General features: G+C 66.8%; 16 protein-coding genes. 15 read left to right on the forward strand and 1 reads right to left on the reverse strand.

What is annotated here, in order from left to right:
• Positions 1–2: 2 nt before the first annotated feature.
• The gene (locus SMN802W_RS0113975; RefSeq protein ID WP_037524210.1) at positions 3–665 is read right to left on the reverse strand and encodes a MotA/TolQ/ExbB proton channel family protein; all 663 of its coding nucleotides are present in this window, start codon (positions 663–665) and stop codon (positions 3–5) included.
• Positions 666–912: 247 nt separating this feature from the next.
• On the opposite strand from SMN802W_RS0113975, the gene flgB reads away from it, so the two are divergent.
• From flgB to SMN802W_RS0114050, 15 genes are all read left to right on the forward strand, one after another.
• Positions 913–1263 (forward strand): flagellar basal body rod protein FlgB, encoded by a 351-nt coding sequence (gene flgB / locus SMN802W_RS0113980; protein WP_026326143.1) that lies wholly within the window; start codon positions 913–915, stop codon positions 1261–1263.
• Between the two features lie 4 nt (positions 1264–1267).
• The gene (gene flgC, locus SMN802W_RS0113985; RefSeq protein ID WP_019517543.1) at positions 1268–1675 is read left to right on the forward strand and encodes a flagellar basal body rod protein FlgC; all 408 of its coding nucleotides are present in this window, start codon (positions 1268–1270) and stop codon (positions 1673–1675) included.
• Between the two features lie 2 nt (positions 1676–1677).
• Positions 1678–2343 (forward strand): flagellar hook assembly protein FlgD, encoded by a 666-nt coding sequence (locus SMN802W_RS0113990; RefSeq protein ID WP_019517544.1) that lies wholly within the window; start codon positions 1678–1680, stop codon positions 2341–2343.
• A gap of 31 nt (positions 2344–2374) precedes the next feature.
• Positions 2375–3622: a flagellar hook protein FlgE gene (locus SMN802W_RS0113995; RefSeq protein WP_019517545.1), complete on the forward strand. Its 1248-nt coding sequence runs from the start codon at positions 2375–2377 to the stop codon at positions 3620–3622.
• A gap of 22 nt (positions 3623–3644) precedes the next feature.
• The gene (locus SMN802W_RS0114000) at positions 3645–4397 is read left to right on the forward strand and encodes a flagellar basal body rod protein FlgF (RefSeq protein ID WP_019517546.1); all 753 of its coding nucleotides are present in this window, start codon (positions 3645–3647) and stop codon (positions 4395–4397) included.
• 60 nt (positions 4398–4457) lie between these two features.
• On the forward strand, positions 4458–5246 hold the full coding sequence (flgG, locus tag SMN802W_RS0114005) for a flagellar basal-body rod protein FlgG (protein ID WP_026326144.1): 789 nt from the start codon (positions 4458–4460) through the stop codon (positions 5244–5246).
• A gap of 11 nt (positions 5247–5257) precedes the next feature.
• Entirely contained in the window at positions 5258–5971 is a 714-nt protein-coding gene (locus tag SMN802W_RS0114010) for a flagellar basal body L-ring protein FlgH (RefSeq protein WP_156818911.1), read from the forward strand.
• Between the two features lie 92 nt (positions 5972–6063).
• On the forward strand, positions 6064–7158 hold the full coding sequence (locus SMN802W_RS0114015) for a flagellar basal body P-ring protein FlgI (RefSeq protein ID WP_037524212.1): 1095 nt from the start codon (positions 6064–6066) through the stop codon (positions 7156–7158).
• Positions 7155–7508 carry a rod-binding protein gene (locus SMN802W_RS18760; protein WP_019517550.1) on the forward strand — a complete coding sequence of 118 codons (354 nt, stop codon included), beginning with the start codon at positions 7155–7157 and terminating at the stop codon, positions 7506–7508. Before SMN802W_RS0114015 ends, SMN802W_RS18760 begins: the two co-directional genes overlap by 4 nt.
• Positions 7505–8839, forward strand: coding sequence for a flagellar hook-associated protein FlgK (gene flgK, locus SMN802W_RS0114025; RefSeq protein WP_019517551.1), 1335 nt, complete (start codon positions 7505–7507; stop codon positions 8837–8839). The genes SMN802W_RS18760 and flgK overlap by 4 nt, the downstream gene beginning before the upstream one ends.
• On the forward strand, positions 8839–9768 hold the full coding sequence (locus tag SMN802W_RS0114030; protein ID WP_019517552.1) for a flagellin N-terminal helical domain-containing protein: 930 nt from the start codon (positions 8839–8841) through the stop codon (positions 9766–9768). The genes flgK and SMN802W_RS0114030 overlap by 1 nt, the downstream gene beginning before the upstream one ends.
• 96 nt (positions 9769–9864) lie before the next feature.
• Positions 9865–10728, forward strand: coding sequence for a flagellar motor stator protein MotA (gene motA, locus SMN802W_RS0114035; RefSeq protein WP_019517553.1), 864 nt, complete (start codon positions 9865–9867; stop codon positions 10726–10728).
• Position 10729: 1 nt separating this feature from the next.
• Positions 10730–11635 (forward strand): flagellar motor protein MotB, encoded by a 906-nt coding sequence (locus tag SMN802W_RS0114040; protein WP_019517554.1) that lies wholly within the window; start codon positions 10730–10732, stop codon positions 11633–11635.
• Between the two features lie 262 nt (positions 11636–11897).
• Positions 11898–12725 carry a cold-shock protein gene (locus tag SMN802W_RS18855; protein WP_026326146.1) on the forward strand — a complete coding sequence of 276 codons (828 nt, stop codon included), beginning with the start codon at positions 11898–11900 and terminating at the stop codon, positions 12723–12725.
• 88 nt (positions 12726–12813) lie between these two features.
• Entirely contained in the window at positions 12814–13653 is an 840-nt protein-coding gene (locus tag SMN802W_RS0114050; protein ID WP_019517555.1) for a glutaminyl-peptide cyclotransferase, read from the forward strand.
• Positions 13654–13706 lie beyond the last annotated feature (53 nt).

The following is a 13706-nucleotide window of genomic DNA, read 5'->3' on the forward strand; positions in this document are numbered from 1 at the left end:
GCTCACGCCGCATTCGCCCGGATCGCGGTGACGCCGCTCGCACGCGGTGCCTCGCGCACCGCCAGCGCGACCAGTGGCGCGACCAGCCGCTGCCGCTCGGCCGCCTCGACTCGCGCCGCGGCGCGCAGCCGCGCGGCGATCGGCAACGCAATCAGATTGGCGACCAGCGCACCATAGAGCGTGGCGAGCAGCGCCACGGCCATCGCACCGCCAATCGCGGCGGGATCGCTCATCCGCGTGAACATGACGACCAATCCGACGATCGTCCCGACCATCCCCATCGCCGGCGCCGCCTCCGCCGCCCCGGCCCAGCAGTCAGCGGCGGCGAGGTGGCGCTCGATCCGGGCGCGGCGGCGCGCGTCGAGCTCGGCGGCGATCACCTCGGGCGCGAGGCCGTCGACCACGCCCGCGATACCTGCCGCGACGTCGGCATCGGCGATCACGCTGCGGTCAAGCGCCATCGCGCCGTGACGCCGGGCGATGCGGTCTTGCGCGGTGATCTGTTCGAGCAAGGAGCTGGCGGAGAAACGACGCCGCGTCAGCACGCGGAGCGCTGCAACCGCGCGCCGAAGGTCGGCGAACGGCGTGCGCAGCGCGGTGGCGAGCGCGGTGCCGCCAATCACGAGGGCGAGCGCTAGCGGATCGAGGAAGGTGCCGGGTGTCATCGCGCTCGCCGGTGCAAGGCGCGGGCCAAGTGCACCCAGTGGTGCGACGCACTCGGTAATCGCGAGCTGGGCTACCAGCACTGCCGCCGGCGGCAAGGACGATTGCCGGCAACCGGCAAGGCTTTGCCGCTTACGCCCGATGAAGATCCGGCATCGCGGTTCATCCGCTGTGATCGCGAGAACTGGCACGCGCTTTGCTGATGTTCCCGCGAGCGCCTCGTTCGGCGCATCGCAGGAGGCAGTAAACATGGCTGGCGACAGTCTGTTCGGGGTACACGGATCGGCATTGGAGGTGCGGGCGCAGCGCATGGGCGTGCTCGCGTCGAACATCGCCAATGCGTCGACGCCGGGCTTCAAGGCGCGCGACGTTGACTGGAAGTCGGCGCTGGCGAGCGCGACCGCGGGCGGCAACGTCGACGCCGGCATCACCGCGCAGACCAAGTACCGCGTGCCGAGCCAGCCGAGCATGGACGGCAACACGGTCGAGCTCGCCTCGGAACAGACCGCGTTCGCCGAGAACGCGGTCCAGTATCAGACGACGCTCTCGTTTCTGAACGGGCGCATCGGCCAGATCATCCGCGCGCTGAAGGGGGAATAAGTACGTGAGCACGCCCGTCACCATCTTCCAGACCGCCGGTCGCGCGATGTCCGCGCAGCTGACGCGGATGAATACCAGTGCGTCGAACCTGGCGAATGCCGGCAATGTCGCTGGCTCGGCCGACGCCGCCTATAAGACGATCAAGCCCGTCTTCCGCACCAGCTTCGACGCGGCATCCGGGCTGTCGACGGTCGATGTCGAGCGCATCGTTACCGCCGGCGAGACGCCGACCAAGCGCTACGACCCCGCCAATCCGATGGCGGACAAGGACGGCAACGTGTTCGAGGCCGCGGTCGATGAATCGCGCGAGCTCGTCGACATGATGGAATCGGCGCGCACCTATCAGAACAACGTCGAGGTGATGCAGACCGCCAAGTCGCTCATCATCGACACCCTCAAGCTGGGCCGCTGAGCATGACGACGATTACGAATACGTCCGGCACCAGCGCGGCGACCAACGCCAACAAGGCGCTGACGGGTGCCAAGACGACGCTCGACCAGGGCGACTTCCTGAAGCTGATGACCGCGCAGATGAAGAACCAGGATCCGTTCAACCCGGTCGACAACACGCAAATGGTTGCGCAGATGGCGCAATTCTCCTCGCTCGCCGGCATCACGCAGATGTCGACGACGCTGCAGGCGATCTCCGACAAGCTGGGGGCGACGACGACCGCCGACGCGGTCAGCTATATCGGCAAGACCGTGCTGACGCCGGGTTCGACCGCCTATGCGCGCACGTCGGGCGGGATCGCGGGCGCGATCGAGCTGGGCGGTGCGGCGAGTGATGTCGGCGTCACCATCACCGACGCGAACGGCATGGTGCTCAAGAACCTGTCGCTTGGGGCGAAGCCGGGCGGGACGGTCAGCTACGACTGGAACGGCAAGACCGATGCCGGCGAGGATGCGGGTTCAGGTCCGTTCACCGTCAGCGTGGCCGCGTCGAACGGAGGGCAGTTCGTGTCCGCCAACAACCTCGTTTGGGCGCCGGTCCAGTCGGTTTCCACCGCCACCGGCCAAACGGTGCTGACCGCACCGGGCCTGGGCGAAATTCCTGCCAGCGCCGTTCGCCAGATCGGCTGATTCCACTCATCTATTCCTCGGAGTAACCCCCATGTCCTTTTACACCTCGCTTTCGGGTCTTCAGGCCGCGCAGACCGATCTTTCGACGATCAGCCACAACCTCGCCAACGTGTCGACCAACGGGTTCAAGAAGTCGCGCAGCGAGTTCGCCGACGTGATGGCGTCGAACTTCACCTCCGACCCGCGCCGCATGGTCGGCTCGGGCGCGGTGCTGCAGCAGAACCGGCAGCAGTTCAGCGAGGGCAGCCTGCAGACGACGGGCAATTCGCTCGACTTGACGATCTCGGGCGACGGCTTCTTCGCGGTGAAGATGCCCAACGCGGTCGGCACGCAGGCGTTCACGCGCAACGGTGCCTTCTCGCTCGACACCAACCGCTTCATCACCGACTCGCAGGGCGGTCGCTTGCAGGCCTATGCGGTCGAAACCGATGGTACCGTACCCGCGAATAGCCAGCTCGGTGACGTCAAGATCCCGCTGACCAGCGGTGATGCGACCGCGACGGGCGCGGTGACGCTGAAGATGAAGCTGAACGCGGCAGCGGCCGCGCCTGCCACGACCACGTTCAACGCAGGCGACGCGTCGAGCTACAATACCTCCACCAGCACCTCCATTGTCGACAAGGCCGGCAATACGACCACGCTCACCAACTACTTCGTCAAGGATGCCGCCGCGGACGCATCGGGCGCGACCACGTGGACGATGTACAGCTACGCTGCGGGTGCCCCGCTCAACAACGGCAACGGTACGCCGGTCGCCTTCGACGGCGACGGCAACATGACCGCGCCGGCGGGCACCACTGTGCTCGACTTCGCTCCCGCGGCGGACGGCAGCACGCGCTCCATCGCGCTTGACCTCGGCGGCAGCACCGCGGCGAAGCAGCCCTTCTCGGTTGTGTCGCGTACGCAGGACGGCAAGGCCAAGGGCGAGTTCTCCGGTGTCGCGGTCGACGAGACCGGCATCATCACCGCCAGCTACTCGAACGGCGACAGCGTCAAGCTGGGCAAGGTCGCGCTCGCCAACTTCGTCAATCCGACGGGGCTGAAGCAGAACGGCGGCAATTACTGGACCGCGACCGGCCTGTCGGGCTCGGCCACGATGGGGAGCTCGAACGAGAACGGCTACGGCAAGCTGATGTCGGGCACGATCGAGGGATCGAACGTCGACATCACCGAGGAGCTGGTCAATCTGATCGCGGCGCAGCGCAACTTTCAGGCAAACTCGAAGGCGCTCGATACTGCGAGCCAGATCTCGCAGACCATCTTCAACATCCGCGCGTAAGACCGGAGAGGGAGCAGGATAGGTGGACAAGCTCGTCTATACCGCGGCGACCGGCCTGCGCGCGCAGATGGCCGCGCAGGCGGCGATCGCCAACAACATGGCGAACGCGTCCACCACCGGCTTTCGTGCCGACCGCGTCGTGTTCGACCGCATCACGCTGTCGGACGGCACGCAGGCGCTGTCGGCGCGCCAGCCGACCGCGGAGGAAGTGACCGACGCCGACCGGACGCCGGGCGCACTCCAGCAAACCGGCCGCAACCTCGATGTCGCGATGACCGGCAACGACACCTGGATGACCGTGCAGGCGTCCGACGGCAGCGAGGCGTACACGCGCCGCGGCGATCTGTCGGTCACGCAGTCGGGCACGCTCCAGACCGGCGATGGCTATCTGGTGATGGGACAATCGGGTCCGATCACGATCCCGCCCTACCAGTCGCTGTCGATCGCCGGCGACGGCTCGATCTCGATCGTGCCGCTGGGCGCGGCCGCGACCGAGACCACCGTAATCGACAAGATCAAGCTCGTGTCGGACAAGGGTTCCACCACGGTCAAGGGCCTCGACAATCTCCTCCACGTCAAGGGCGGCGGCAACCTGCCCGAGAACCTTGACGCGAAGCTCGCCTCGGGTGCGCTCGAGGGGTCAAACGTCGACATGACCAAGGCGCTAGTCGACATGGTCGAGAACCAGCGCAGCTACGAAGTGCAGGCAAACCTGCTGAAGGAAGCCAAGTCGATGGACGAGTCGAGCGCGTCGCTGATGCGGCTGCCGACCTGAAACGACGCCTACACCGCCTGATCCTCCAAACCGACCAGATAATCGAACAAGGACCGTGCCATGACCACCGCCGCCATGCACATCGCGCGCACCGGGCTCGACGCCCAGGACATGCGGATGCGCGTCATCTCGAACAACCTCGCGAACGTGAACACGACCGGCTACAAGCGCGACCGCGCGGCGTTCGAGACGCTGTCGTACCAGGTCGTGACCGCCGCGGGCGCCGCGTCGAGCGCGGAGAGCAAGTACGCGACCGGCCTCAATCTCGGCACCGGCGTGCGCGTGCAGGGCACTGCCCGCATGGACACGCAGGGCGCGACGCAACAGACCGGCAACTCACTGGACATGATGCTCGACGGCGATGGCTATTTCCAAGTTCAGCTGCCCGGCGGCGAGCTCGGCTACACGCGCGCGGGCAATTTCTCGCGCTCGCCCGAGGGGCAGCTGATCACCAGCGAGGGCTATCAGGTGATGCCCGGCATCAACATCCCGCCTAACGCGACGCAGGTGACGATCGGCCTTGATGGCACCGTGTCCGCCACCGTACCGGGGCAGACCGATGCGCAGAACCTCGGCCAGATCCAGGTCGCGAGCTTCCCCAACGCCGCGGGTCTGCAGAGCACCGGTGACAATTACCTGCGCGAGACTGCGTCGTCGGGCGCCGCCAACCTGGGCATCGCGGGCGAAGACGGTCGCGGGAAGGTACGCCAGGGCGCGTTGGAGGCATCGAACGTCAACGTCGTCGAGGAACTGGTCGACATGATCGAGACGCAGCGCGCCTATGAGGTCAATTCAAAGATGATCTCGGCCACCGACGAGATGCTTAAATACGTCAACCAGAACCTCTGATGGCCAGCCGCATGCCCCATTCCCTCTCCGCGCACTGGATCGAGCTCGCGCTTGGTGCCACCGTCGCTGCGCTCGTCGCCGCCGCCGTGGTGCCGTCGTCTGCCGATGCGAAGCTGTTCGGCTCGAAGAAGCCGGCGGAGGATTTCACCGCGGTGCGGTCGCCGATGGTGCCCGCCGCGCCGCCGCCCACAGATGGCGCGATCTTCCACGTCGCGGAAGGCTATGGCGCCTTGACGGAGGGCTGGCGCGCGCGCCGTGTTGGCGATCCGCTGACGATCGTGCTGGTCGAGCGGACTGCCGCGTCGAAGACTGCCTCGTCGAAGCTTGATTCGACCGGCGCGGGCGGGCTGACGCCGCCTGCAACCGGGCCGCTGTCGTTCATCGATCCGGGTTCGATCCGTGCCAGCGGCAACCGTAACTTCAACGGTGCAGGGTCCGCCGACCAGGCCAATTCGCTGTCGGGCGAAGTGTCGGTCACGGTGTCGCAGGTCTATCCCAACGGCACGATGCTGGTGCAGGGGCAGAAGCGTGTGACGCTCAACCGCGGCGACGAATATGTGCAAATCAAGGGGTTGGTGCGGATGGCGGACGTCGACCTCAACAATCGCGTGCCCTCCACCCGCGTCGCTGACGCGCAGATCGCCTACACCGGCAAGGGCGATGTCGCCCGCGCCAGCCGGCAGGGCTGGCTGTCGCGCTTTTTTAGCGTGATCTCGCCGTTCTGAGCGCCCGTCGCACCCACGGCATTAGCGCCGCGGTAACCATGTCTCGCCTAGGTTCGCTGATCATGACGACCTTTCCCCTTCTACGCTCGATGATGGTTCGCGCGCTTGCCGCGTTGATCGCGCTGTCGACGATTGCCGTTCCCGCACAGGCCGATCGCATCAAGGATCTCGGCGGGTTCCAGGGCATCCGGTCGAATCAGCTGACCGGTTACGGCATCGTCGTCGGGCTGCCCGGCACCGGTGATGACAACCTCGAATATACCGTGCAATCGGTGAAGGCGGTCGCGTCGCGGTTCGGGTTGCAACTGCCGCCTAACGTCAATCCGGGGTTGAAGAACGCCGCGGTGGTGATGATCACCGCCGATCTGCCGCCGTTCGCCAAGCCGGGTCAGCGGATCGACATCACCGTCGCTTCGATGGGCAAGGCGAAGAGCTTGCGTGGCGGCAGCCTGGTGCTCGCGCCGCTGCTCGGCGCCGACGGGCAGATTTATGCGATGGCGCAGGGCAATCTCGCGGTCGGTGGCCTCGGCGCGGAGGGCGCGGACGGATCGAAAATCGTCATCAACGTCCCCTCGACCGGCCGCATCCCTGAAGGGGCGACCGTCGAGCGCGCGGTCGCGACCGGGTTCGCCGACACTCCGTTCCTCACCTATAATTTGCAGCGCGCCGATTTCACCACCGCGCAGAACGTCGCCAGCGCGATCAACCAGCGACTGGGCTTCGGCACCGCGCAGGCAATTGACGCGGTCTCGGTAGCGGTGCGCGCGCCGGTTGGTGCTGATATTCGCGCCGGGTTGATGAGCCAGATCGAAAACCTCGATGTCACCAGTGCCGAGCCGCCTGCGAAGGTGATCGTCAACGCGCGCACCGGCACCGTCGTCATCAATTCCGCGGTGCGCGTCGGCGCAGCGGCGGTCACCCACGGCAAGCTGACCGTGCGCATCGACGAAAACCAGCGGATCAGCCAGCCTGCGCCGTTCAGCCAGGGCCAGACCGCGCTTGAGCGCAAGTCGGGCGTTTCGGTCGATGAAGAGCGCAAGCCGATGTTCCTCCTCAATCCCGGTCCTAAGCTCGCCGATGTGGTGAAGGCGGTGAACGCGATCGGTGCCAGCCCCGCCGATCTCGTCGCGATCCTGGAGGCGCTGAAGGAAGCCGGCGCATTGAAAGCGGAGTTGATCGTCCTGTGACCGACACCCCCAACATCGCGGCCGCCAGCGCCTCGCTCACGCCGCCCATTACCTCTGGCGCCGCCACCGGCACGTTCGCGCGCGCGAATACCAAGGAAAATCTGACCAAGGCGGGACAGCAGTTCGAATCGGTGTTCACCGGCATGATGCTGAAGTCGATGCGTCAGGCAAAGCTCGCCGACCCGTTGTTCGACAGCAAGGCGCTCGACACGTTCCGCGACATGCAGGACCAGAAGACGGTGCAATCGATGGCCGAGCACACGCCGCTCGGCATCGGCCGGGCGATGACCGAGTTCCTGGGGCGCGGGCAACCGAATCTTAACGAGGGTGGTGGCAAACTGCCTGAATGAGCGATCTCCTCTCCATCGGCGCCAGCGGCGTTCGCGCGTTTCAGAGCGCGCTGACGACGACGTCGGAGAATATCGCCAATGCCGGCACGGTCGGCTACGCGCGTCGCACCGCGCAGATGGCCGAGGTGTCGGCCGCGGGGATCAAGGGCGTCAACGGCTACGGCGTCGTCGTCACCGGCACGCAGCGCGCCGCCGATGCGATTCGCTCGGCTGCGGTGCGCAGCGCGGGTGCGGACCTATCGCGCACGCAGGCGGGATCGGCATGGCTCGATCGCATACAAACCGCAATGACCGGCCCCGATGTGTCGGGCCGTCTGACCAGTTTCTACACCTCGGCCACCGCGCTGGCTGCCGACCCGGCCTCGGGTGCGCAGCGCAGCGTAATGCTCGAGAACGCGCAGAGCGTCGCTTCGGGCTTTGCCGCCACCGGCGCTGCGCTCAGTCAGGTCGTTGCCGATCTCGACCAGACCGCCGACGGCGACGCGGCGACGCTGTCCAACCTCGCGGGTGCGCTCGCCAAGGTGAACGATGGGCTTGGCCGCGCAGGGGCGGGCACCGCAGCAGCGGCGAACCTCGCCGATCAGCGCGATCAGTTGCTTGAACAGATGAGCGCGTTGTCCGATGTGTCGGCAACGTTCGACGCCGCCGGGCGTGCGACGGTTCGCGTGGGCGGAGAGGCCGGGCCGACGCTCGTCTCGGGTCGCGACGCCGGCATCGTTTCCTACGCGCGCAGCGCGCAAGGCAACGTCACCTTCACGGTCACCCGCGGTAAGGACGCGCAGGCGTTCCAGCCGAGCGGCGGCTCGCTCGCCGGCATCGCGGACGCCGCGCAGCGGATCGTCGACACGCGCGGGCTGGTCGCCGACACCGCGCGGGACTTCGCCGACAGCGTCAACGCGGTCCAGGCCGAAGGCGTCGACCTGAACAACGCCGCGGGTCAGCCGATCTTCGCCTATGACGCGGCCGATCCTACGCGGATGAGCGTCGCGATGACCGACCCGTCCGGCATCGCCGCGGCCGCGACCGGCAGCGGGACGCGCGACGGCAGTAACCTCGCAAAATTGCAGGCGACGCGTGCGAGCGGCAATTTCGAGGGCGGGATCACCGGCCTGGTCGCGGGCAATGCCGCCGCGATCGCCAACCGCCGCATCGTCGGCGACGCGCAGAACGCGATCCTCTCTGGCGCGACCACCGCCCGCGATGCGATCTCGGGCGTCAATCTCGACGATGAGGCAGTGCAGCTGCTCCGCTTCCAGCAAGCATATCAGGCGTCCAGCCGCGTTATCTCGGTCGCGAAGGACGTATTTCAGTCGCTGATGGAGATCCGCTGATGCCGGTCAGTTTTTCCACCAGCGGCTTCTACGGCCGCTCGGCCAGCGCGATGAACGCGCTCACCGCGCGCGCCGAGGCGTTGCAGACGCAGGTGTCGACGGGGAAGAAGCTCCAGGCGCCGTCCGACGATGCGGTCGCGTATCAGCGGTTGCAGGGCATGCGCACCGCGGGCGCGGACGACGCAGCGTTCGGCGCCAACGTGAAGATCGCGCAGGGCGTGCTCGCACAGGCCGACTCGACGCTCGGCAGCATCGGTGACCAGCTGCAAAAGGCCACCGAGCTCGTGGTACAGGCCGGCAACGGCACGCTGTCGAAGGACGCGAAGCAGGCGATCGCGACGCAGTTGAAGGACGTGCTCGCCAGCATCGTCGGCCTCGCCAACGCGAAGGACGCGCGTGGTGCGCCGCTGTTCGGCGGCTCCGAGGCGGCCGTCGCTGGACAGGCGGAAACGCCCGCGGTCACGCAGACCGCTACCGGCGCGCTCACCTTTGCCGCCGGGCAACCGTCCGCAATCCCGATCGGCGACGGTCAGACCGTGCAGCCGAGCGTCGCCGCGCGCGACGTGCTCAAGATCAAGGACGACGGTACCACCACCGGGCGCGACATCGGTGAGGTCATCACCTCCATGATCGCGACGCTGGAGGCGGGCGGTACGCTCTCGGACGCGGACAATGCCGATCTGTCGGCGATCTCGGCGCAGACGACGCAGGCGCAGGCCTCGGTCGGTGCGCGCGCGGTTCGCGTTGACCTGCAGGCGGCCTATTTCACGCAAGTGGGTACCGACCGTGAGACCGCGCGCTCCGACATGGAAGATGTCGACGTGACCACCGCGATCACCGAGTTGCAGAAGACGATGACGATCCTGTCGGCGACGCAGGCGAGCTTCTCGAAGCTGTCGCAGCTCTCGCTCTTCGACTACATTCGCTAAAGGTCGAACGCGCGCGCGATTAAACGCCGCCGCGCTTAACCACTTCGCTACCACCTGCCGGTTAACCATGCGGTCGAATAACCCAGGGAATCGCGCATGTTCGCCGGCATCGGCCTCGTTGTCCTCCTCGTCATGGTGTTCGGTGGTTTCGCGATCACCGGCGGCGCACTCGGCCCCGTGTTCGAGGCGATCCCGCACGAAATGCTCATCATCGGCGGCGCGGCGGCGGGCGCGCTCATCATCGGCAATTCCGGCAAGGAATTGAAAGCGATGGGCGGCGGGCTCGCCAAGGTGTTCAAGGGTCCGAAGTACAAGAAGCAGGACTATCTCGACGTCATCTTCCTGGTGTCGAAACTGATGAAGATGCTTCGGATGGAAGGGCCGATCGCGCTCGAGCCGCACGTCGAGGACCCCAGCTCGTCGGCGGTGTTCGCCGAATATCCCAAGCTTCTGAAGGACCACACGCTCGTCAACCTGATCGCCGACACGCTCCGGCTCGTCGTCGTCTCGTCGGGCACGCTCGACGTCCACGCGGTCGAGGATGTGATGGACAATGCGATCAAGACCCACCACCACGAGGTCGAGGGGCCGCACACGACACTCTCCAGCCTCGCCGACGCGCTGCCAGCACTCGGCATCGTCGCCGCGGTGCTCGGGATAGTGAAGACGATGGGCTCGATCGACAAGCCGCCCTCGATCCTGGGCGGGATGATCGGGTCGGCGCTGGTCGGCACCTTCATGGGCGTGCTGCTCGCTTATGGCATCGTCTCGCCGCTCGCTGGGCGCCTCAAGCAGGTGATCGATGCCGACGCCGCAATCTACCATGTGGTCAAGCAGATTATCATCGCTTCTTTGCACGGCCACCCGCAACCGCTGGTGATCGAGGCGGCCCGCTCGGGCATCCAGCACAAGAACCAGCCCGGCTTCGCCGAGGTGTTCGACGGTCTGAGGGGCAAGTAACGTGGCGCGCGCACCACACGGCGCGAATGTGCCGCCCAAGATCATCGTCAAGAAGATCTACATCGAGGGACACGGTGGCCACCACGGCGGCGCGTGGAAGGTCGCCTACGCCGATTTCGTCACCGCGATGATGGCATTCTTCCTGCTGCTATGGCTGCTCGGCGCGACGACCGAGAAGCAGCGCAAGGGGATCGCCGACTATTTCGCGCCGACGCTGATCGACAACAAGTCGCTAGGCGTAGGCGGCATCGGCCCGTTCGGCGGCGAATCGATCATGTCGCAGAACAAGCTCGGTCCCAACGCCGGGCAGACCAGCATGCAGGCGATTGCGACCGTCGTTCAGTCGGCGGGTGGGACGCAGCAGGGTTTCGGGCCCAAGGGATCGCTGCGCAGCGCCCCGCGCGAGGCGATGCTGGAGGATCAGAAGAACTTTGCCAAGTTGAAGCGCGAGGTGATGGCGCGCATGGCGAAAAAGGCTGACATTGCGAAGCTGTCCAAGCACATCCGCTTCACGATGACGCCCGAGGGCATGCGGATCGACCTGATCGACGATGCCGATTATTCGATGTTCGCGCTCGGCACCACCGCGCTCGACACCCGCGCGTCCGAGCTGATCGGCACGGTCGCGACCGGGATCGCGGCGACCAGCAATCCGATCATGATACGCGGCCATACCGACAGCCTGCCCTATGGTGATCCGCGTGCGATGAACAACTGGATGCTGTCGTCGGGCCGCGCCGAGGCGACCCGGCGCCGGCTTGCGCTTGCGGGTATCCCTGAAGCGCGGTTCAACCGGATCGAAGGGGTTGCCGATCGCGAGCCGATGATTAGCAATGCGCCAGGCGATCCGCGCAACCGTCGTGTCGCGATCACGCTGCTATACCGGGCCGGCACGTTCGGTTCCTGACCTCTTAACTGCGATCCAGCGCGGCTAGATTGGCGTGGCGGCTGCACGACCCTGCGCTACGACGTGCGTTGCTTGCGACAGATTTGGCACATTATGCTTTTTTTGTGGCGAAACCCGCACAAAACGATTCGCACACCCTTTCGCGATAGGTTATGCGATGGGCAAGGCGCCTATTCGATCGCGCCCCGAAAGCTGCGTTCGCCGTCCTGCGCGTGGTTTTCGAAATGGATGCGACGGGCGGACCGGGAAGTTGAACAGGTTTATGGGTTACGACAAGGGCGGCCGCGGTGCACGCGGTGGGCGTGGACGCGACAAGCGCGACGGTTTCGGCGGTGACGATTTCGGCGGTGGCTTCGGCGGCGGCGGTTTCGAAGGCGGTGATCGTGGCGGCTTCGGCGGCGGCGGCTTTGGCGGCGGTAGCGGCGGCTTCGGTGGTGGCAACCGCGGCGGCTTCGGCGGCGGTGGCTTCGGTGGCGGCGGTGGCGGTGGTTTCCGCGGCGGCGGTGGCGGCTTTGGTGGCGGCGGCGGCGGTGGCCGCGGCATGCCGCCGCAGGTCGTCGGCGAAGGCACCGGCGTGGTCAAATTCTTTAACGGCCAGAAGGGTTTTGGCTTCGTCGTACGTGACGACGGTGGTGAGGACGTGTTCGTTCACATCTCGGCTGTCGAGCAGGCGGGCCTGTCGGGCCTGGCCGAGGGTCAGCCGCTCGGCTTCACCCTCGTCGACCGCGGTGGTCGCATCTCGGCGACCGACCTGAAGATCGACGGTGAGCCGATGCCGGTGACCGATCGTGCACCGCCGCGCGACGGTGGCTTCGGTGGCGCACCGGGCGGCCCGCGCGGCGGCGGCCAGGGCGCCCCGCAGCGTTCGCTGACCGGAGAGAAGGCGACAGGCACCGTCAAGTTCTTCAACGCGATGAAGGGCTTCGGCTTCATTCAGCGCGACGACGGCCAGCCCGACGCGTTCGTCCACATCTCGGCAGTCGAGCGCGCCGGCATGCCGACGCTCAACGAGGGCGACCGTCTCAGCTTCGAGATCGAGGTCGATCGTCGCGGCAAGTACGCAGCGGTGAACCTCGCTCCGAACAGCTGATCATCCGATCAGGTAATTGATGAACGGCCCGTTCGGCATCAGCCGGGCGGGCCGTTCTCGTTGAAGCGGTGATGACGAGGGAGCAGGCATGACGCTGCGTTGGTTGGTTCTTCCCACGGTCGCGCTTGCCGCGGCCGGCGCTGCGCTGACGTTGCGCGTGCCCGATGGCCCCGCTGTGCAGCAATCGACCCAGCCGTCCGCCGGTCGCGCAACCGTGCCCGAGCGCGCCCGCCCACCGCTGTTGACGCCGCGCATTGTTGCGCGCTTCCCCCACGACGCGCAGGCGTTCACCGAAGGGCTCGTCTGGCATGACGGCGCCATGTACGAGAGCGTCGGACTCGAGGGGCGCTCCGATGTGCGCCGCGTCGATCTGGCAACGGGCAAGGTCACGCAGCGCGCCGTCATCCCGCCGGCGCAGTTCGGTGAGGGGCTGGCGGCGCACGGGGACCGGCTGGTCAGCCTGACGTGGCACGACGGCATCGCGCACCTGTGGTCGGCGCGGACACTGAAACAGATCGGCACCGCGCGCTACACCGGCGAGGGCTGGGGGCTGACCAGCGACGGCCGCTCGCTGATCCGCTCCGACGGCTCGGCCACGCTCACCTTCCACGATCCCGTCACGCTCGCCGAGCAGCGCCGCGTCGACGTGACGCTGAACGGTCGCGCGGTCACGCAGATCAACGAGCTCGAATGGGTCGACGGTCAGGTGCTGGCCAACGTGTGGCACACGCCGTTCGTGCTGCGCATCGATCCTGTGAGCGGCCACGTCACCGCGATCATCGACCTGCGGGCGATCGTCGCGGAGGTCGCGGCGACCAACCCCGAGGCGGTGGCGAACGGCATCGCCTGGGACGCGGCCAGGCGCCGGTTGTTCGTGACGGGCAAGTTGTGGCCCACGATGTTCGAGATCGCGCTGCCGAAGCGCTGAGGCGATCCCGGGGCGTATGCTCGACCGCACGAGCGCGCCGCGCTTCTCGGGTG

This window comes from Sphingomonas sp. Mn802worker, assembly GCF_000382485.1.
GTDB lineage: Bacteria > Pseudomonadota > Alphaproteobacteria > Sphingomonadales > Sphingomonadaceae > Sphingomonas.